Origin of the sequence: Pseudomonas sp. LjRoot71, from assembly GCF_964253255.1 — a bacterium.
GTDB lineage: Bacteria > Pseudomonadota > Gammaproteobacteria > Pseudomonadales > Pseudomonadaceae > Aquipseudomonas.
In genome coordinates, this window is sequence record NZ_CAXURA020000001.1 from 3,839,629 (window position 1) to 3,858,400 (window position 18,772).

18 protein-coding genes are annotated in these 18,772 nt (G+C 60.3%); 11 read left to right on the forward strand and 7 right to left on the reverse strand.

The window, feature by feature from the left end; translation table 11 throughout:
* Positions 1–109 precede the first annotated feature (109 nt).
* Positions 110–1,159, forward strand: coding sequence for an IS1595 family transposase (locus ACSQ17_RS18100; RefSeq protein ID WP_436069969.1), 1,050 nt, complete (start codon positions 110–112; stop codon positions 1,157–1,159).
* Here the strand turns inward: ACSQ17_RS18100 and ACSQ17_RS18105 are convergent.
* From ACSQ17_RS18105 to mfd, 3 genes are all read right to left on the reverse strand, one after another.
* Positions 1,119–1,619, reverse strand: coding sequence for a hypothetical protein (locus ACSQ17_RS18105; RefSeq protein ID WP_436069970.1), 501 nt, complete (start codon positions 1,617–1,619; stop codon positions 1,119–1,121). The two genes, ACSQ17_RS18100 and ACSQ17_RS18105, sit on opposite strands and share 41 nt — an antisense overlap.
* Positions 1,620–1,687: 68 nt before the next feature.
* A complete protein-coding gene (locus tag ACSQ17_RS18110) occupies positions 1,688–2,227 on the reverse strand; it encodes a CsiV family protein (RefSeq protein ID WP_436069971.1) in 540 nt (179 codons plus the stop codon).
* Between the two features lie 3 nt (positions 2,228–2,230).
* Positions 2,231–5,686, reverse strand: coding sequence for a transcription-repair coupling factor (mfd, locus tag ACSQ17_RS18115; protein ID WP_436070512.1), 3,456 nt, complete (start codon positions 5,684–5,686; stop codon positions 2,231–2,233).
* Positions 5,687–5,823: 137 nt separating this feature from the next.
* Here mfd and ACSQ17_RS18120 point away from each other — a divergent pair, with 137 nt between their 5' ends.
* Positions 5,824–7,290 carry a glyceraldehyde-3-phosphate dehydrogenase gene (locus ACSQ17_RS18120; RefSeq protein ID WP_436069972.1) on the forward strand — a complete coding sequence of 489 codons (1,467 nt, stop codon included), beginning with the start codon at positions 5,824–5,826 and terminating at the stop codon, positions 7,288–7,290.
* A gap of 63 nt (positions 7,291–7,353) precedes the next feature.
* Here ACSQ17_RS18120 and ACSQ17_RS18125 read toward each other — a convergent pair whose 3' ends face one another.
* A complete protein-coding gene (locus tag ACSQ17_RS18125) occupies positions 7,354–7,914 on the reverse strand; it encodes a chalcone isomerase family protein (protein WP_436069973.1) in 561 nt (186 codons plus the stop codon).
* Between the two features lie 270 nt (positions 7,915–8,184).
* Between ACSQ17_RS18125 and ACSQ17_RS18130 the strand changes: the two genes are divergently transcribed.
* The 9 genes from ACSQ17_RS18130 to sthA all read left to right on the forward strand — a co-directional run bounded on the left by ACSQ17_RS18130 (position 8,185) and on the right by sthA (position 16,793).
* Positions 8,185–9,522: a Na(+)-translocating NADH-quinone reductase subunit A gene (locus ACSQ17_RS18130; RefSeq protein WP_436069974.1), complete on the forward strand. Its 1,338-nt coding sequence runs from the start codon at positions 8,185–8,187 to the stop codon at positions 9,520–9,522.
* 3 nt (positions 9,523–9,525) lie between these two features.
* Positions 9,526–10,734, forward strand: coding sequence for an NADH:ubiquinone reductase (Na(+)-transporting) subunit B (locus ACSQ17_RS18135; protein ID WP_436069975.1), 1,209 nt, complete (start codon positions 9,526–9,528; stop codon positions 10,732–10,734).
* On the forward strand, positions 10,727–11,512 hold the full coding sequence (locus ACSQ17_RS18140; RefSeq protein ID WP_436069976.1) for a Na(+)-translocating NADH-quinone reductase subunit C: 786 nt from the start codon (positions 10,727–10,729) through the stop codon (positions 11,510–11,512). Before ACSQ17_RS18135 ends, ACSQ17_RS18140 begins: the two co-directional genes overlap by 8 nt.
* Entirely contained in the window at positions 11,509–12,183 is a 675-nt protein-coding gene (locus tag ACSQ17_RS18145; protein WP_436070513.1) for an NADH:ubiquinone reductase (Na(+)-transporting) subunit D, read from the forward strand. The genes ACSQ17_RS18140 and ACSQ17_RS18145 overlap by 4 nt, the downstream gene beginning before the upstream one ends.
* Positions 12,183–12,791 (forward strand): NADH:ubiquinone reductase (Na(+)-transporting) subunit E, encoded by a 609-nt coding sequence (gene nqrE / locus ACSQ17_RS18150; RefSeq protein ID WP_436069977.1) that lies wholly within the window; start codon positions 12,183–12,185, stop codon positions 12,789–12,791. Before ACSQ17_RS18145 ends, nqrE begins: the two co-directional genes overlap by 1 nt.
* Positions 12,792–12,801: 10 nt before the next feature.
* Complete coding sequence (gene nqrF / locus ACSQ17_RS18155; RefSeq protein ID WP_436069978.1) at positions 12,802–14,025, forward strand: NADH:ubiquinone reductase (Na(+)-transporting) subunit F; 1,224 nt, start codon at positions 12,802–12,804, stop codon at positions 14,023–14,025.
* A gap of 2 nt (positions 14,026–14,027) precedes the next feature.
* Positions 14,028–15,053 carry an FAD:protein FMN transferase gene (locus tag ACSQ17_RS18160; protein ID WP_436069979.1) on the forward strand — a complete coding sequence of 342 codons (1,026 nt, stop codon included), beginning with the start codon at positions 14,028–14,030 and terminating at the stop codon, positions 15,051–15,053.
* Positions 15,050–15,277 carry a (Na+)-NQR maturation NqrM gene (gene nqrM / locus ACSQ17_RS18165; protein WP_436069980.1) on the forward strand — a complete coding sequence of 76 codons (228 nt, stop codon included), beginning with the start codon at positions 15,050–15,052 and terminating at the stop codon, positions 15,275–15,277. The genes ACSQ17_RS18160 and nqrM overlap by 4 nt, the downstream gene beginning before the upstream one ends.
* Before the next feature lie 121 nt (positions 15,278–15,398).
* The gene (gene sthA / locus ACSQ17_RS18170; RefSeq protein ID WP_436069981.1) at positions 15,399–16,793 is read left to right on the forward strand and encodes a Si-specific NAD(P)(+) transhydrogenase; all 1,395 of its coding nucleotides are present in this window, start codon (positions 15,399–15,401) and stop codon (positions 16,791–16,793) included.
* A gap of 335 nt (positions 16,794–17,128) precedes the next feature.
* On the opposite strand, the gene ACSQ17_RS18175 is transcribed toward sthA, so the two are convergent.
* The 3 genes from ACSQ17_RS18175 to ACSQ17_RS18185 are packed head-to-tail and all read right to left on the reverse strand — an operon-like array spanning position 17,129 to position 18,747.
* Positions 17,129–17,848 (reverse strand): glycerophosphodiester phosphodiesterase, encoded by a 720-nt coding sequence (locus tag ACSQ17_RS18175; protein ID WP_436069982.1) that lies wholly within the window; start codon positions 17,846–17,848, stop codon positions 17,129–17,131.
* Entirely contained in the window at positions 17,845–18,147 is a 303-nt protein-coding gene (locus ACSQ17_RS18180; RefSeq protein WP_436069983.1) for a phosphodiesterase, read from the reverse strand. The genes ACSQ17_RS18175 and ACSQ17_RS18180 overlap by 4 nt, the downstream gene beginning before the upstream one ends.
* 18 nt (positions 18,148–18,165) lie before the next feature.
* The gene (locus ACSQ17_RS18185; RefSeq protein ID WP_436069984.1) at positions 18,166–18,747 is read right to left on the reverse strand and encodes a PilZ domain-containing protein; all 582 of its coding nucleotides are present in this window, start codon (positions 18,745–18,747) and stop codon (positions 18,166–18,168) included.
* Between the last annotated feature and the right edge of the window lie 25 nt (positions 18,748–18,772).

Genomic DNA, 18,772 nt, shown 5'->3' on the forward strand with positions numbered 1-18,772 from the left:
CAGGCTTGCGCATTTTGCTTTTAGCGGTAGACTCACCACTGTATACATAGACAGTGGTGTTCTGGTGGCAGCATATTTTTGGCTCAAGAAGGAGGCCCTGACGACCTCGATGAGCGACCTAGATGGTCTCTCGGAGGTGCAGGCGCATGCCTTCCTGGCAGGAATGCGCTGGCAATCAGAAGAGCATCAGGTATGTCCGGACTGCGGCGTTCGCGACAAGCATTATTTCCGTTGTTCGCGGCTGCAATGGAGCTGCAAGCACTGCTTCAGCACGTTCTCGGTGACCAGTGGAACCGCCTTCCACGGGCATAAACTCAAGTACCGCGTCCTGCTCAAGGCTCTGTTTTACTTCGCCATCAACCAGAAAGGGCTTTCGGCGCTTGCGCTCAGACGCTACCTGGGGGTTCAGTACCGCACGGCCTATCTGCTGATGCATAAAATCCGTGAAGCCATCATGTTGAGCACTGAGGTCAAACCCCTATCAGGGCATGTGGAGATCGATGGTGGTCACTTTTCAGGCAAAAAGCGCAAACCTAGAAAGGTCGCGGAAAAGGAGCTACCGAAGCTGGCCAAAAAGTACCAGCATCGGGATAAGGTGGGCCCTGCGGAAAACCCTTTCCACGAGAACAGGCGCATCATCATCGTCTTTCGGGAGTGCGATACCCGCCCCCTCGAACAAGGCGGTCGTCCAGGGGCTATCCGTACGATCACGGCTATCTGCAAGGCCGAGGATAGCCAGGTTGTCCCACTCATTGAGAAATACGTGAAGAAGGGCAGCAAAATCTACACAGACGAACTGCCCGCGTACCGGAAGCTTCAGTACATCGGTTTCAGTCACGAAACCGTCAATCACTCACGCGAATTCTCAACCGATGCGGGCGTGAACCAGAACCAGGCCGAGAGCTATTTCTCGCGATTGCGGCGGGCGTTCATTGGCGTTTTCCACCGGATTACGCCGCGCTACATGCTGGACTACAGCTGCGAGATGAACTGGCGAGAGGACATGCGCCGAACAGACTTGCTCGGTCAGGTTACCGACCTCTTTTACAAGGTGACCAACACCCCGCATTCAACGGACTGGCGCAACTATGTCCGGGGTAACAAGCGAGAGGGCGAGCTCAGGACGATTCCCAGTCTTCACCAATCCAAAGCCATGTAGCAGGCTGCCCTGCAACTCCGGAGTCATGTCGAATCACCACCCCATATGAGCTCATTGTGCTGATGTCACGCGTGATTTTATGAAGCGCATCCCGTCTTGATTCAGGCAGGCTTATCCGCGAATCATTTAACGCTCGCAACACGTCCAGCATCTTGGCGGTCGTGATCGGGCCACCGGCCCCCTTCAGGATTTTGACCAGCGTGCCACGGAATGCGCCATGTGCACTGCCTTCTTTTCTTGGCATAGCCCGAATACTTCGAACATCATCAGGATCAAGCCTGAATGCTTCGATCAAAGCGGATAGCTGCTGGATACCTTGCTCTGCATCACCTTTCTTACGTCGCACTTCTTCAAGGGCATGAAGAAGCTCATCCTCGCGTTTTTCCAGCGATTCGAGATCACCTTTTCGGTATGCAAGAGCTTTGGCTAAAGAGGCGAGTTTTGGGTGATGGTTGGCCATCTAGAGAGGAGAGCACATGACAGGCAAGCCGTCATGTGCTTGTGGTGCATAATAGCGTTAGTTGCGCGTTACAGCGGGCTGACGCGAATCAGCAGACCCAGGCTGCCGTTGTCGACAAAGGTCAATTCGCCGCTTTTCAGGCGGGTGCTTTGCTTGATGCGTTCGCTGTCGCTGAGGATGCCGCTGGCGTCGAACTGGTTGACCCAGATGTCGCTCTCCAATTCGAGCAGGCGGCCTTCCTTGAGGCTGATGCGGCCTTCTACAGGGTAGTGGCCGAACTGTTCATTGCCGGTGCTGATGGCCACGCTGCTGCTTGCACTGCCAAGGCTCTGCGACCAGGCCTGGTGCAGGAGCACTTGATAGCCGCTGGACGGGGTGAGTTTGCCGGCTTCGGCATTCAGCGCCGGGCTGCGGCTGTTGCTGCCATCGACGGGCAAGGCATTCTGCGCCCAGTTGTCCGGTGGCAGCTGGCCGGCAGAAATCGGCGTGGCGGCCTGGCGGAAGACGATGACTTCAACTTGGTACAGGCTGTCAGCCAGGGCGGCAGTACTGCTGAGCAGGCCCAGCAGGAGAAGCGGCAGCAGGGTCAGGGTGTGAAGTGCGCGCATGGGTCAGTCCTTTACAGATTGCGAAAGTAAACGCTCGAGCAGGGCCTCGAGGGTGTTGAAGCGTTCTTCTGGGCGCTCCATGGGCACCAGGAAGCGGAACAGCGTAGCGCCTTCGAACTTGTAGCGGGTCGGTTGGCTCTGGATCAGCTTGATCAGGGTGAGCGGGTCGACACAGGTGTCGGCGGCAAACTCCAGACGTCCGCCCTGTGGCCCGGCGTCGATCTTCTTGATTCCGAGTTTTTCGGCCTGCAGCTTGAGCAGGGTGATGCGCACCAGGTTCTTGGTCGGCTCGGGCAGCAGGCCGAAGCGGTCAATCATTTCCACCTGCAGCTCTTTCAGGCCGTCTTCGTCGATGGCGTTGGCGATGCGCTTGTAGAGGATCAGACGGGCGTGCACATCCGGCAGGTAGTCTTCGGGGATCAGCGCCGGTACGCGCAGGTTTATCTCCGGGCCGCCACCCAGTGGCTGGTCGAGGTTGGGCTGCTCGCCCTTGCGGATCGACTTCACTGCGCGCTCGAGCATTTCCATGTAAAGGGTGAAGCCGACGGCCTGAATCTGCCCGCTCTGGCCGTCACCGAGTAACTCGCCAGCACCGCGGATTTCCAGGTCATGGGTGGCCAGCACAAAGCCAGCGCCGAGGTCTTGGGCGTTGCTGATGGCTTCCAGGCGCTTCTGCGCGTCCTCGGTCATCTGTTTGCGTGGCGGGGTGAGCAGGTAGGCGTAGGCCTGGTGGTGGCTACGGCCGACACGGCCGCGTAACTGGTGCAGCTGGGCCAGGCCGAACTTGTCGGCGCGCTCGATGATGATGGTGTTGGCGCTCGGTACGTCGATGCCGGTTTCGATGATGGTCGAGGCGATCAGCACGTTAAAGCGCTTGTGGTAGAAGTCGCTCATCACCTGTTCCAGCTCGCGCTCGCGCATCTGCCCGTGGCCGATACCGATACGCGCTTCGGGCACCAGTTCGGCCAGGTCGGCGGCGCATTTTTCGATGGTCTTCACATCGTTGTGCAGGTAGTACACCTGACCGCCGCGCAGCAGCTCACGCAGCAGGGCTTCCTTGATCGTCGGGTTGTTCTGCTCCATGACGAAGGTGCGCACCGACAGACGGCGCGCCGGCGGGGTGGCGATGATCGACAGGTCGCGCATGCCGGCCACGGCCATGTTCAGCGTGCGTGGAATCGGCGTGGCGGTTAGGGTGAGAATGTCCACTTCGCTGCGCAGCGCCTTGAGCTGCTCCTTCTGGCGCACGCCGAAACGGTGCTCTTCGTCGATGATGCACAGGCCCAGGTCCTTGAAGCGCACATCGTCCTGCAGCAGCTTGTGGGTGCCGATAACAATGTCGATCTTGCCCTCGGCCAGTTTGACCACTGCTTCGTTGACTTCCTTGGCGGATTTGAAACGGCTCATCACCTCAACTGTTACCGGCCAGTCGGCAAAGCGGTCGCGGAAGCTGTTGTAGTGCTGTTGGGCGAGCAGGGTGGTCGGTACCAGCACCGCTACCTGGCGGCCGCTGTGTACGGCGATAAAGGCGGCGCGCATAGCCACTTCGGTCTTGCCGAAACCCACGTCGCCGCAGACCAGGCGATCCATTGGCTTGGGCGCGAGCATGTCGGCCAGCACCGCTTCGATGGCAGTCTGCTGGTCCGGGGTTTCCTCGAAGGGGAAGCCGGCGCTGAAGGTGGCGTAGTCTGCCAGTGGGTCCTTGAACGCATAGCCTTCGCGGGCCGCGCGGCGGGCGTAGATGTCCAGCAACTCGGCGGCGACATCGCGCACCTGTTCGGCGGCCTTGCGCTTGGCTTTCTGCCAGGTCTCCGAGCCTAAACGGTGCAGCGGCGCGAGGGCGTCATCGCTGCCGGTGTAGCGTGCAATCAGGTGCAGGCTGGCCACCGGCACGTAGAGCTTGGCTTCTTCGGCGTACATCAGGGCGAGGAATTCGGCAGCCTGGCCGTCGAACTCCATGGTCACCAGACCCAGGTAGCGGCCCACGCCGTGGTCGATATGCACCACCGGCGCGCCTTCGCGCAGCTCGGTGAGGTTCTTGATCACGTTGTCGCCGCCATCACGCGACTTTTCGCGGCGACGGCGCTGCATCACGCGCTGGCCAAACAGTGGGCTTTCGGCCACCAGTGCCAGCTCATCAAGCAGCAGGCCTTCATCCAGCGGCGCGATGCAGATCCCCAGGCGCTCGCCGCTGGCAACGAAAGCGGGCCAGCCCTCGGCTTCCTTGGGCTTGAGTTTGAGTCGCGCGAGCAGCTCCAGCAGCACTTCACGACGGCCCGCCGATTCGGCGCAGAACAATACCCGTCCTGGGTATTCCTCGATAAACCGACGCAGGGCGGCCAGTGGCTCACCGGCCTTGGCCTGGATGGCTAGGTCGGGCAAGGCGCGTGCGTTGAAGCGGGTGCGGCCGACGCCTTCTTCGATGTCATCCTGGCTGACCACCACACGTGGCCAGTTTTTCAGGCGGGCGAAGCAGTCTTCCACCGGCAGGAAGATATCCGCCGGCGGCAATAGCGGCCGTTCAGGGTCGACGCGGCGGTCTTCATAGCGGCTGCGCGCATCTACCCAGAACTGTTCGGCGGCCTTCTCGATACCCGGCAGGGAGAACACCTGTGTGTCAGCGGGCAGGTAATCGAAGAGGGTGGCAGTTTCTTCGAAGAACAGCGGTAGGTAGTACTCGATGCCGGCCGGCGTGATGCCGGTGCTGAGGTCCTGGTAGATTGGGCAGCGACGGAAGTCCACATCGAAGCGCTCGCGAAAGCGCCCACGGAAATCGGTGACGGCCTTTTTCTCCAGCGGGAACTCGCGCGCCGGGAGCAGCTTGATCGAGTCGACCTTGTCGATGGAACGCTGGGTTTCCGGGTCGAAGGTGCGCAGGGTTTCGATTTCGTCATCGAACAGGTCGATGCGGTACGGCTGGCTGCTTCCCATGGGGAACAGGTCGATCAGCGCGCCCCGTACGGCAAACTCGCCATGTTCATACACCGTATCGACGCAGCGATAACCGGCGGCTTCCAGATTGCCGCGCATCTGGTTGACGTCCAGCTGCTGGCCGACCTGCAGCACCAGGCTGCTACCGAGTAGAAAACGCTTGGGTGCCAGGCGGTGTAGGGCGGTGGTGATCGGCACTACCAGCACGCCGTGTTTCAGCTCGGGCAGGCGATAGAGGGCGGAAATACGCTGGGAAATGATGTCCTGATGCGGCGAGAACAGGTCGTAGGGCAGTGTTTCCCAGTCTGGGAAATGCAGCACGGGCAAATCTGGAGTGAAAAAGCTCAGCTCTTCCTGCAGGCGCTCGGCGCTCTGGCTGTCGGCGGTCAGCAGCAGGGTAAAACGCTTGGCATGGCTGGCGGCTTCGGCAATTGCCAGGCTCAGCGCAGCGCCAGGGAGGTTGCCCCAGTGTTGTTTCCCGGCGGTTGCGGGCAGGGACGGTAGACGCAGTACGGATGCGGTCGGCACAGACACAGGCGGCTCACGGTCAAGGCACAAGGTCGGCGATTGTAACGGGCGAATATATGCGGTGTCAGTTACGACAGTCGTGCATTGCTCATGCTTGCGCGCGCCGTCATAATGTAGCCCCTTTTTTCAGCCCCTACATGTGGAAGGTACTGCCCGTGACTCAGAAGCCCGACCAGTGTCTCGGTGAGTGGATCGATCGAGAAGCCCTTGCGGAAGCGATGATTCCGATGATTGGCCAACTCTACCGTAACAACAACGTGGTCACCTCGATCTACGGCCGCGGTCTGATCAACCGTTCGGTGATCGATATTCTCAAGGCCCACCGCTTCGCCCGTCACCGTCTGGTTGGTGACAGCGAATTGTCGGTACACGATACCTTCCCGGTCCTCAAAGCGATGACCGAACTCAAGCTGGGCGCCGCTTCTGTGGACCTCGGCAAGATGGTCAGCAAGTTCAAGACCGATGGCCAGAACCGCAGCATCGAACAGTTCGTCAAGGATGAACTGGTTGACGTGGTGGGCAAGCAGAACGGCGAAGCCCGCGAAGGCACCGATGTGGTGCTGTACGGCTTCGGTCGTATCGGCCGCCTGCTGGCGCGCATCCTGATCGAGAAAACCGGTGGCGGCGACGGCCTGCGTCTGCGCGCCATTGTCGTGCGTAAAGGCGCGAGCAATGACTTGGTCAAGCGCGCCAGCCTGCTGCGCCGCGACTCGGTACACGGCAAGTTCGATGGCACCATCACCATCGACGAGGAAAACAACACCCTGACCGCCAACGGCAACCTGATCCAGGTGATCTACGCCAAGGATCCGAAGGAAGTCGACTACACCCAGTACGGCATCAAGAATGCGCTGCTGGTCGACAACACCGGTGTATGGCGTGATGCCGATGGCCTGGGTCAACACCTGGCTTGCCCGGGCGTTGGCCGCGTGGTGCTGACCGCGCCTGGCAAGGGTGCGCTGAAGAACATCGTGCACGGCATCAACCACAGCGAAATCACCGCTGATGACAAGATCATCTCGGCGGCTTCCTGCACCACCAACGCCATCGTGCCGGTGCTGAAGGCAGTAAATGACCAGTACGGCATCGTCAACGGTCACGTTGAAACCGTTCACTCGTACACCAACGACCAGAACCTGATCGACAACTTCCACAAGGGCGATCGCCGTGGTCGTAGCGCGCCGCTGAACATGGTAATCACCGAGACCGGTGCTGCCACTGCTGCTGCCAAGGCCCTGCCGGTGCTCAAAGGCAAGCTGACCGGCAACGCCATTCGCGTACCTACGCCGAACGTGTCGATGGCCATTCTCAACCTCAACCTTGAGAAAGCCACCACCCGTGAAGAGATCAACGAGTACCTGCGCCAGATGGCCATGCACTCGGATCTGCAGAAACAGATCGATTTCGTCCAGTCGCAGGAAGTGGTTTCCACTGACTTCGTGGGTTCGCGTCACGCCGGTGTGGTCGATGCCGAAGCTACTATCTGCAATGACAACCGCGTTGTGCTGTACGTCTGGTACGACAACGAGTTCGGTTACAGCTGTCAGGTCGTGCGTGTGATGGAAGATATGGCTGGGGTTAACCCGCCTGCTTTCCCTCGCTAAGCGCGGGTCGCATAAAAAACGGGAGCCACGGCTCCCGTTTTTTTATGCGTGATATTTGCCGGGTTAGTCGGCCAGCAGGCTGGTGCGCAAGCTGTCGGACAGGCCGTTGGGCGACAGCCATATACCCAGGTAGGCCTTGGCCAGTTCCTGGTCCGGGCTGGTGAAGACGGGCTTGCCGTTTACTTCCAGAGTAAGGCCGCTGTCGGTGTTGAAGTTCAGGGCGTAACGGTCACCTGGACGAATGTCGCGGAAGGTGGCGTGCAGGGCATCGAGGCCTGGGCGCAGGCGTTCGAGTGTCTTGGCGTCGTGTTGGCGCTCGAGCGTGACCCAGGCAGCTTTGATCACGTCTTGGCTGTCTATATTGCGAAAGTAGTACAGCTCCAGGCGCTGGTTCAGTGGTTGGGTGAACGCCTGCCGGGCGCTGGCCTGGGCGGGTGCGTAGAAGGCTGCCGCATAGACATCGGCCCACAGGTAGGTGAGCACGCTCTGGTTCTTGCGTTCTAGGCTGTTCTGCGCGAGTTCGCGGGTGGTGGCGAAGTTGGCTTCCTGCAGGCGTTCGCGGGTGTTGGCGAGCAGGTCGCCGCTGAGTAGCAGTAGGGCGGTGAGCACCAGTAATGCGCGCATGGTAGAGCTCCAGTGGGCTAGAAGGGTTTTTTCGCCCGTTATTCAGTTTCCGTCAATTTGCGATCTGTTGCCTTCTGTTACGTAAAAAAGGCCAAAAGCAAGCGCTTGGGTGGCCAGTGGCGGAAGCTGGACTTTATAATCGGGCAAATTTTCCCACGACAGACATCTTGCCCAGTACCTGATCAAGCATCGGTGCTGCGTTTCGGCTTTGCTGTAGTGATGTCTTCCGTGGTTTCAAAAAAGCTTATAAATCAGTGATTAGGCAAACCTATGATCAAAATTAAACATGGGCTTGATTTGCCCATATCCGGCGCGCCGGTGCAGCGTATAGAGGCCGCAAGGCCCGTGCGCAGCGTCGCCGTCATAGGCTTCGATTATCACGGCATGAAACCGACTATGGAGATCCAGGTCGGTGATCGCGTCAAACTTGGTCAAGTGTTGTTCTCCGACAAGAAAACGCCTGGTATCCATTACACCTCTCCGGCGGCCGGTGTAGTCAGCGCTATTCATCGTGGTGAAAAGCGCGTGCTGCAATCGGTGGTGATTGATGTTGAGGGTGATGAGCAAATCACCTTTGAGGCCTTTGCTGCCGCGCAGTTGGCGAGCCTCGGTGCCGCGAAAGTGCGTGATCTTCTGCAACAGTCCGGCCTGTGGACCGCATTGCGCACACGCCCGTTCAGCAAGGTGCCGGCCGCTGATGCTCAGCCTCGCTCGATTTTTGTCACCGCCATGGATACGCATCCGCTGTCTGCTGATCCGGCGGTGGTGATTGCCGATTACGCCGCTGACTTTGAACAGGGGCTGCAGGTGCTGGGTAATCTGGCCAAGCTGTTTCTGTGCAAGGCCGCTGGCAGCACGCTGCCCGGCGAACAACTGAGCCAGGTACAGACACAAGCCTTTGCCGGTCCGCATCCGGCTGGTCTGCCAGGTACTCACATTCATTTCCTCGACCCTGTCAGCGTGAGCAAGAGTGTCTGGCACATCGGCTATCAGGACGTAATCGCCATCGGCAAGCTGTTCACCACTGGGCAACTGTGGGTCGAGCGCGTTGTGGCACTGGCCGGCCCGGTGGTCGAGCAGCCGCGTCTGCTGCGCACCCGCCTGGGGGCAAGTTTGAGTGAGCTGACCGCGGGTCAGTTACAGCCCGGCGCCCATCGGGTCATTTCCGGTTCGGTATTCGGCGGTCGTACCGCGCGTGGGCCGTTCGCCTTCCTGGGGCGTTATCACAACCAGGTGTCCTGCTTGAGCGAAGGACATGATCGCGAAATGCTGCATTACTTGCGTGCCGGGGTGAACAAGCACTCGGTGCTCAATATCTTCGTGTCGAAGATGATGAGCGGCAAACTGTTCGACTTCACCACCACCACCAACGGCAGCCCGCGTGCCATGGTGCCGGTGGGCAACTACGAGGCGGTGATGCCGCTGGATATCCTGCCCACCCAGTTGCTGCGCTACCTGATCGTTGGCGACACCGAGATGGCGCAGAAGCTCGGCTGCCTGGAGCTGGATGAGGAAGACCTTGCGCTGTGCAGCTACGTCTGCGCCGGCAAATACGAATACGGTCCGATCCTGCGGGACAACCTGACCCGCATTGAGAAGGAGGGCTGAGCCATGTCTTTACGTAAGTTCCTCGACAAGATCGAGCACAACTTCGAACAGGGTGGCCGCTTCGAGAAGTGGTATGCACTGTATGAAGCCGTCGACACCTTCTTCTATCGCCCGGGCAGCGTGACCAAGACCACCGCTCACGTGCGTGACGGCATCGACCTTAAACGCATGATGATGACGGTGTGGTTTTGCACCCTGCCGGCGATGTTCTTCGGCATGTGGAACATCGGTTTCCAGGCCAACAGCCTCATGGCCGCCAACCCCGAGCTGCTGGCCGCGCAGGATGGCTGGCGTTTCGGCCTGATCGGCCTGCTCGCCGGCTTTGACCCGAACAGCCTGTGGGATTGCTTTATCCAAGGCGCGGCGTATTTCCTGCCGGTGTACTTGGTCACCTTTATCGTTGGCGGTTTCTGGGAAGTGTTGTTTGCCTCCATCCGCCGTCACGAGGTTAACGAAGGTTTCTTCGTTACTTCCGTACTGTTCGCCCTGACCCTGCCTCCGGATATCCCGCTGTGGCAGGTGGCCCTGGGTATCAGCTTCGGTGTGGTGATCGGCAAGGAAGTGTTCGGCGGCACCGGTAAGAACTTCCTCAACCCGGCCCTGGTCGGCCGCGCTTTCCTGTTCTTTGCCTACCCGGCGGATATCTCCGGTGATGCGGTGTGGACTGCAGTGGACGGCTATGCCGGCGCCACTGCGCTGTCCGTAGCCGCGTCTGGCGGCATCGAGCAGGTGACGGCTAATGGCCTGAACTGGTGGAACGCGTTCGTCGGTCTGGAGCATGGCTCTATGGGCGAAACCAGTGTGCTGGCGATCTTTATTGGCGGTGCTTTCCTGCTGCTAAGCAAGATTGCCTCCTGGCGCATCGTCAGTGGCGTGATGCTGGGCATGATCGCCATGAGCTACCTGTTCAACCTCATCGGCTCGGACAGCAATCCGATGTTCTCGATGCCCTGGCATTGGCACCTGGTGGTCGGCGGTTTCGCCTTTGGCATGATTTTCATGGCCACCGACCCGGTGTCGGCGTCCATGACTAACACCGGCAAGTGGCTGTTCGGCGCGCTGATCGGGGTGATGGTGGTGCTGATCCGTGTGGTCAACCCAGCCTTCCCGGAAGGCATGATGCTGGCGATTCTGTTCGCCAACCTCTGTGCACCGCTGATCGACCACTTCGTCGTGCAGGCCAATATCAAGCGGAGGCTCGCCCGTGGCTAAGCAAGAATCGACCGTCCGCACCCTGGCTGTGGCGGTACTGGTGTGCCTGGTCTGCTCGGTGTTCGTCGCCGGCGCAGCTGTGGCGCTGAAACCGACCCAGGTGGAAAACCGCCAACTGGACAAGCAACGCAGCATTCTGGCGATTGCCGGTTTGGGCGAGGGGGATATGTCGGCCGCAGCGATCAAGGCGCTGTATGCCGAACGCATCAAGGCCCGCGTGGTTGACCTGCAAACCGGCACATTCAGTGAAACCGAGGACGCCGCCAGCTTCGACCCGCTTAAGGCGGCCAAGGATCCAGCGCTGTCCGATGCCCTCGCCGGGCCGCAGGACATCGCTTCGATCAAGCGCCGCGAGCGGCTTTCCACCGTGTATATGGTGGAAACCGACGGCCAGCTCGACACCCTGATCCTGCCTGTGCGCGGCTACGGTCTGTGGTCGACCCTGTACGGCTTTATTGCCATCAAGGGCGACCTCAATACCGTAGTCGGCTTCGGTTTCTACCAGCACGGTGAGACCCCGGGGCTGGGGGGCGAGGTGGACAATCCGAAGTGGAAGGCGCTGTGGGCTGGCAAGACCCTGTTCGACGAGCAGGGGCAGCTGGCCGTGGAAATCATCAAGGGCAGTGTCGATCCGCAGTCGGCCAAGGCCACGCACGAGGTCGATGGCTTGGCTGGTGCCACGCTGACCAGCAAGGGCGTGAACAACCTGCTGCATTTCTGGCTGGGCGAGAGCGGCTTCGGCCCGTTGCTGGCCAACATTAAGAAAGGGGAGGCATAAGCATGTCGCAACCCACTATCAAGAGCGTGTTGCTCGACCCGATCGTCCACAACAACCCCATTGGTTTGCAGATTCTTGGTATCTGCTCGGCGCTGGCGGTGACCTCCAACCTGAAAACCGCCTTGGTGATGTCGATCGCCCTGACGCTGGTGACCGGTTTCTCCAACCTGTTTATCTCGATGATTCGCAGCCAGATCCCCAGTTCGATCCGCATGATCGTGCAGATGGTGATCATCGCCTCGCTGGTGATCGTGGTGGACCAGATCCTCAAGGCGTTCGCCTTCAGCCTGGCCAAGCAGCTGTCGGTGTTTGTCGGCCTGATCATCACCAACTGCATCGTTATGGGCCGCGCCGAAGCCTTCGCCATGGCCAATCCGCCCGTGCTGTCGTTCTTCGATGGCATCGGTAACGGCCTGGGCTACAGCGCCATGCTGATCGTCCTCGGCGTGTTCCGCGAGCTGTTCGGGGCCGGCAAGCTGCTCGGTTACAGCATTCTGCCAACGGTCACCGACGGCGGCTGGTATCAGCCCAACGGCATGCTGCTGTTGCCGCCATCGGCGTTCTTCCTGATTGGCCTGATCATCTGGGCGCTGCGCAGCTGGAAACCGGCGCAGAAGGAAGCCCCGGCTTTCCGCATGGCCCCGCAAGTTTCGGATAAGGAGGCCTACTGATGGAGCACTACCTCAGCCTGTTCGTGAAGGCGGTGTTTATCGAGAACATGGCCTTGGCCTTCTTCCTCGGCATGTGCACCTTTATCGCCATCTCCAAGAAGGTGGAAACTGCGATTGGCTTGGGCATCGCCGTGGTCGTGGTGCAAGCCATAACCGTGCCGGCCAACAACCTGCTGTACACCTACCTGCTCAAGGAAGGTGCCCTGGCCTGGGCCGGCCTGCCAGAGGTTGACCTGTCGTTTCTCGGCCTGCTCAGCTACATCGGCGTGATTGCCGCGATTGTGCAGATCCTCGAGATGCTGCTGGATAAGTACGTGCCGTCGCTCTACAACGCCCTCGGTGTGTTCCTGCCGTTGATCACCGTGAACTGCGCGATCATGGCTGGTTCACTGTTTATGGTCGAACGCGACTACAACCTGGCCGAGAGCGTGACCTACGGTATCGGCTCCGGTTTCTCCTGGGCCCTGGCCATCGCGCTGCTGGCTGGCATCCGCGAGAAGCTCAAGTACAGCGATGTGCCAGAAGGCTTGCAGGGTCTGGGCATCACCTTTATCACCATCGGTCTGATGTCGTTGGGCTTTATGTCCTTCGGCGGCATTCAGCTGTAAGGAGAGCCAGATGGGCTTTGAGATTTCCCTAGCCATCGGCATGTTCACCGCTATCGTCCTGGCGTTGGTGGTGATCATCCTGGCTGCGCGCGCCAAGCTGGTTTCCAGCGGCGACGTGAATATCGTCATCAACGGCGAGCGCACCCTCACCGTGCCGGCCGGCGGCAAGCTGCTGCAGACCCTGGCGGCGAATAACGTGTTCCTCTCTTCGGCTTGCGGCGGCGGTGGTACCTGCGCCCAGTGCAAGTGCGTGGTCGAGTCGGGCGGTGGCGAGATGCTGCCCACCGAGGAGTCGCATTTCACCAAACGCGAGGCCAAGGCTGGCTGGCGCCTGTCCTGCCAGACTCCGGTCAAGCAGGACATGAAGATCGAGGTTCCGGAAGAAGTCTTCGGTGTGAAGAAGTGGGAATGCACCGTCGAGTCCAACCCGAACGTGGCGACTTTCATCAAGGAGCTGACGCTCAAGCTGCCGGAAGGCGAGAACGTCGACTTCCGCGCCGGTGGTTACGTGCAGCTGGAGTGTCCGCCGCACGAGGTGCACTACAAAGACTTCGACATTCAGCCGGAATACCGTGGCGACTGGGACAAGTTCAACCAGTGGAAGTGCGTATCCAAGGTCGATGAGACGGTGATCCGTGCCTACTCCATGGCCAACTATCCGGAAGAAGTCGGCCTGGTGAAGTTCAATATCCGTATCGCCTCGCCGCCGCCGGGCAAGGATCATTTGCCGCCGGGCAAGATGTCGTCCTGGGTGTTCAGCCTCAAGCCGGGTGACAAGGTCACCGTGTACGGGCCGTTCGGTGAGTTTTTCGCCAAGGACACCGATGCCGAAATGGTTTTCATCGGCGGTGGTGCCGGTATGGCGCCGATGCGTTCGCACATCTTCGACCAACTCAAACGCCTCAAATCCACGCGCAAGATCAGCTTCTGGTACGGCGCGCGCTCCATGCGTGAGGCGTTCTATGTCGAAGAGTACGACCAGTTGCAGGCGGAGAACGAAAACTTCCAGTGGCACCTGGCGTTGTCCGATCCGCAACCGGAAGACAACTGGAGCGGTCTCAAGGGCTTCATTCACAACGTGCTGTACGAGAACTACCTCAAGGATCACCCGGCCCCCGAGGATTGCGAGTTCTACATGTGTGGCCCACCCATGATGAACGCCGCTGTGATCAAGATGCTGGTGGATCTGGGCGTGGAGGAGGAAAATATCCTGCTCGACGACTTCGGCGGCTGATCATGAATCGAGTGGTACTACGGCCCGTTATTGCTGTCAGCTTGCTGGCAGCCCTGACGGGTTGCTGGTTTTCAGAGCAAATAGAAGAGTTCGGTGGCCCGACCATGGGCAGCACCTACTCGATCAAGTACGTACGCAGTGAAGGCTCTGCCAGCCTTGACCAGCTCAAGCATGAAACCGATGCGATTCTGGCCGAGGTCGATCAACAGATGTCGACCTACCGCGATGACTCACTGATCGAGCAGTTCAACCAGACGCCAGCGGGCACTTGCCAGACCATGCCGGACCCCGTGTTGGAGTTGGTTGAGGTGGGGCGCCTGCTCAATGAGCAGAGTCAGGGCGCGTTTGACCTGACCCTGGAGCCCTTGCTCAACCTTTGGGGGTTTGGTCCCAAGGGGCGTGCAGAAAAGGTCCCGACGGCCGAGCAGCTGGCCGTCGCGCGTGCCGGCACCGGCATGCAGTATCTGCGGCGCGAGGGGCAGCAGCTGTGCAAGGAGGTCGATTTGCAGATCGACTTCAACAGCATTGCTGCCGGCTACACCGTGGATCGTATCGCGCAGCGCCTGACCGAGCTGGGGGTCAACAGCTACCTGGTCGAGGTGACCGGTGAACTCAAGGCCGCCGGGCTCAAACCCGATGGCCAACCCTGGCGCATTGGCCTGGAGGCACCGCAGGACGGTGAGCGGGTGGCTCAACGGATTCTGGCGCTGGATGGCTACGGCATTTCTACGTCAGGTGATTACCGCAACTACTTCGAGGAGAATGGTCGGCGCTATTCGCACACCCTCGATCCGTTGACGGCGGCGCCGATCACCCACACCCTGGCAGCCGTCACGGTGGCTGATAAATCGACCCTGCGTGCCGATGGCTTCTCTACATTACTCATGGTGATGGGCAGCGAGCGTGGCCTGGCATTTGCAGAGCGTATGGGTATCGCCGCGTTTTTCGTGACCCGCGAAGGTGACACCTTCGTCACACAGGGCACTCAGGCTTTCGAGCAGCTGTTTGCCGCAGGAGAAGAGCAATGACATTCGTGGTGGTTTTTCTGGTCATGGTCACGGTCGTCGGCCTGATGGCGGTAGGCGTGATCATGGGGCGCAAACCGATTGCCGGTTCCTGCGGCGGTATCGCGAACCTGGGCATTGAGAAGGAATGCTCAATCTGTGGCGGCAACCGCGAGAAGTGCGAAGAAATCAACAACGATCTGCAGACCGGGGACGAGTCCCTGGCGTACGACGCGACCAAACGCTAATCGCCCTGCGGCCGCCGAAGGGCTAGGCTTGCAGCAGCGCATTGATTGTCAGGCTGCACGTGCAGCCTGACCCTGCCGAGAGCACGGCATAAGTGCTCCGGTGTGATCTGAAGGAGTAAACATGGCGGTCTACAACTACGACGTGGTGGTGCTGGGTTCCGGCCCTGCGGGTGAAGGCGCGGCGATGAACGCAGCCAAGGCCGGGCGCAAGGTAGCCGTGGTCGACAGCCGCCGCGAAGTCGGCGGCAACTGCACCCACCTGGGTACCATCCCGTCCAAGGCGCTGCGCCACTCGGTGCGGCAGATCATGCAGTTCAACACCAACCCGATGTTCCGCCAGATCGGTGAGCCGCGCTGGTTCTCCTTTCCCGATGTGCTGAAAAGCGCCGAGCGGGTGATTGCCAAGCAGGTGAGTTCACGCACCGGCTATTACGCGCGTAACCGTATCGATGTGTTTTTCGGCACTGGCAGTTTCGCCGACGAGCGTACTGTTGAAGTGGTGTGCGCCAATGGTGTGGTGGAAAAACTGGTGGCCAAACAGATCGTCATCGCCACCGGTTCGCGCCCGTATCGCCCGGCCGATGTGGATTTTCGCCATCCGCGCGTCTATGACAGCGACACCATCCTCAGCCTGACCCACACACCGCGCCGCATCATCATCTACGGTGCCGGGGTCATCGGCTCCGAGTACGCCTCGATCTTCAGCGGTCTGGGTGTGCTGGTCGACCTGATTGACAACCGTGATCAGTTGCTGAGCTTCCTGGATGCGGAAATCTCCGATGCGCTGAGCTACCACCTGCGCAACAACAACGTGCTGATTCGTCATAACGAAGAGTATGAAAGCGTTGAAGGGGTGGAGAATGGGGTGATCCTGCACCTCAAATCCGGCAAGAAGATCAAGGCTGATGCCTTCCTCTGGTGCAACGGCCGTACCGGTAATACCGACCAGTTGGGACTGGAGAACATCGGCATCAAGGTCAACAGCCGTGGCCAGATCGAAGTCGACCAGAACTACCGCACCCCGGTGTCGAACATCTATGCCGCCGGCGATGTGATCGGTTGGCCGAGTCTGGCCAGTGCGGCCGCCGACCAGGGCCGTTCGGCGGCGGGTAGCATTGTTGACAATGGCAGCTGGCGTTTCGTTGATGACGTACCGACCGGCATCTACACCATTCCCGAGATCAGTTCGATCGGCAAAACCGAGCGCGAGCTGACCCAGGCCAAGATTCCCTACGAAGTGGGCAAGGCGTTCTTCAAGGGCATGGCCCGTGCGCAGATTTCCCATGAGCCGGTGGGTATGCTCAAGCTGCTCTTCCATCGCGAAACGCTGGAAGTGCTGGGTGTGCACTGCTTTGGTTACCAGGCCTCGGAGATCGTGCATATCGGCCAGGCGATCATGAACCAAAAGGGCGAAGCCAACAGCATCAAGTACTTCGTCAACACCACCTTCAACTACCCGACTATGGCCGAAGCCTATCGGGTAGCGGCGTTCGACGGCCTCAACCGGCTTTTTTGAGCGGCTCCGGCCGGCGGCCTGAGCCGGTCGGGGAGACGGGCTGGGTAGTGGCTTCCGAGTGGCGCTGGCCGAATCGGGAGAGCTTCTAGCGTCTCAGGCGGCAGCAATAAAAAACCGGCTCTTGAGCCGGTTTTTTCGTTCTTGTGGACGGGTATTCCGGATGCAATCCGGGAGCGAAGGTGCGGGCATTGCCTCATGCTGATCGGATAAGGCCTGATGCCTGGCGCGGATGGCCTTGGTAGGGGGTCGCGGGGCCGCCCAGGCCGTGCGCACCGATGACGTTCGCGCCGAGTTTCGGTGCGCATGGCGCACCCTACCCGAACATGCCTCGGCTTTCACCCGCGCAGCGTTTGCACGGCCAGGCCGGGAAAGTCGGTGATGATGCTGTCCACGCCGAAGTCCGCCAGACGGCGCATCAGTGCCGGCTCATTGACCGTCCACACCGAGACATGCAAACCGGCTTTCTGCGCTTTGAGCAGGCGTTCGGGAGTGCATAACGTCCAGTTCAGCGCCAGCAGGTGGCAGCCGTAGTGTTTAGCCACCTTGAGCGGGTCGAGCCAGGCGTATTCGGCGACCAGCCCACGTTGCAGATGCGGTGTCAGGCGCTGCAGCGCGCTAAGCACTTCACGGGAGCTGGAGGTGACGGTGACCTTGTCGGTCAGGTTATAGCGATCGGCCAGTTCGGCGATGGCTTTGACCATCCGCGCCGAGCGCACCTTCGAGGCACTTTTGACCTCCAACTGCCAGTGCTCGAAGTCGCAGTGTTGAAACAGTTCTTCCAGGCGCGGAATCGGGCAGGGCATCACGGCGCCAGGGCCGCCTTTGCGTGCGTCATAGGTGATCAGTTCGGCGGCGTCGTGTTCGACGACCTTGCCACGGTGGCCGGTGGTGCGCTTGAGCGTAGGGTCGTGAATCACCATCAACTCGCCATCGCGCGACAAGTGCAGGTCCAGCTCGCAGCGCCGCACGCCATGTTGCAGGCACTGCTGAAAGCTGGCCAGGGTGTTTTCCGGTGCTTCGCCTTTGGCACCGCGGTGTCCATAGATGACCGTCACTGTTGCTCCTTGTCTGGTAGGGCGGCGCCGGGCTGATGGTGGCGCACGCTGTTGATCACGTGTTTGTGCTCGAAATAGACGCTGAACTCGCGGTAGTCCCAGCGGGTGATCGGTGGGTTACCAACGCTGGGGTGCTCCTCGTCGGCCAGGCCGAAGCGTTCCAGCACGGCGCGCTGAGATTCACCAAGCTGAGGCAGTTGCAGGCCGCCAGCACCTTGCTGGCCGATGGGGATTTGCAGGGTATCGGCATAGACGCTGACGGGCAGGAGCAGGGCAAGGAGCAGAAGCAGGCGTGGCATGGGGGGGGGGGCTCGCTATCAGGGTTGCAGAGGTTGCTCACGGGCCTGGCGACGCTCCAGGGCTTGGCGCTGCAGGATATGCCGGGCGAGCAGCTGGCGTTGGGCATCGGTCAGGGCTTCGAATTCCGCACCGATTTCAAATTGCTGCGACGGCAGCGGGCGGCAGTGCACCACCTTGGCCCGCAGCAGCAGGCCAAGTGCTTGCGGCATCAGCACCATCTTTACCGCCAGGTGCGCGCCGGCGGCCACCGGCTGGTTGTTGTTGAAACTGACGCCGCCCTCGGACAGGCTGACCTTGCGCGGCGCGCCGATGTCGCGCAGCAGGCTCTGTGCCACCGCCTGGCCGAGTAGGTCGATGCGTTTATTGATGACTTTGAGGTAGTTGGCCAGGGTGCGGTCGCGTTCACTGATGTGCCGCAGCAGATGCTGCGACTCGAAGTCCATCAGGTGCAGGTCGCTGAGCAGGTTGAACAGCGGCGAGCTGTCGTGAAGCGCGTCACTGGCCAGGGCTTCAGCCCCGGAGAGCTGGGTGAATTCCAGTGCGATCGTGTCGTCGATACGATAGTATTCGCGGCGGTCATCTTCATCTTGAGTCGGCATGGCGAACCCATGGCAGCAGTAGTGG

Bases quoted from the DNA above. Each gene is read 5' to 3' on its own strand.
- ACSQ17_RS18130 (WP_436069974.1), top strand. From the start codon at position 8,185: ATGATCAAAATTAAACATGGGCTTGATTTGCCCATATCCGGCGCGCCG.
- ACSQ17_RS18185 (WP_436069984.1), bottom strand. From the start codon at position 18,747: ATGCCGACTCAAGATGAAGATGACCGCCGCGAATACTATCGTATCGAC.
- ACSQ17_RS18100 (WP_436069969.1), top strand. From the start codon at position 110: ATGAGCGACCTAGATGGTCTCTCGGAGGTGCAGGCGCATGCCTTCCTG.
- sthA (WP_436069981.1), top strand. From the start codon at position 15,399: ATGGCGGTCTACAACTACGACGTGGTGGTGCTGGGTTCCGGCCCTGCG.
- nqrM (WP_436069980.1), top strand. From the start codon at position 15,050: ATGACATTCGTGGTGGTTTTTCTGGTCATGGTCACGGTCGTCGGCCTG.
- ACSQ17_RS18120 (WP_436069972.1), top strand. From the start codon at position 5,824: ATGTGGAAGGTACTGCCCGTGACTCAGAAGCCCGACCAGTGTCTCGGT.
- ACSQ17_RS18180 (WP_436069983.1), bottom strand. From the start codon at position 18,147: ATGCCACGCCTGCTTCTGCTCCTTGCCCTGCTCCTGCCCGTCAGCGTC.
- ACSQ17_RS18160 (WP_436069979.1), top strand. From the start codon at position 14,028: ATGAATCGAGTGGTACTACGGCCCGTTATTGCTGTCAGCTTGCTGGCA.
- ACSQ17_RS18125 (WP_436069973.1), bottom strand. From the start codon at position 7,914: ATGCGCGCATTACTGGTGCTCACCGCCCTACTGCTACTCAGCGGCGAC.
- nqrF (WP_436069978.1), top strand. From the start codon at position 12,802: ATGGGCTTTGAGATTTCCCTAGCCATCGGCATGTTCACCGCTATCGTC.
- ACSQ17_RS18105 (WP_436069970.1), bottom strand. From the start codon at position 1,619: ATGGCCAACCATCACCCAAAACTCGCCTCTTTAGCCAAAGCTCTTGCA.
- nqrE (WP_436069977.1), top strand. From the start codon at position 12,183: ATGGAGCACTACCTCAGCCTGTTCGTGAAGGCGGTGTTTATCGAGAAC.
- ACSQ17_RS18135 (WP_436069975.1), top strand. From the start codon at position 9,526: ATGTCTTTACGTAAGTTCCTCGACAAGATCGAGCACAACTTCGAACAG.
- ACSQ17_RS18110 (WP_436069971.1), bottom strand. From the start codon at position 2,227: ATGCGCGCACTTCACACCCTGACCCTGCTGCCGCTTCTCCTGCTGGGC.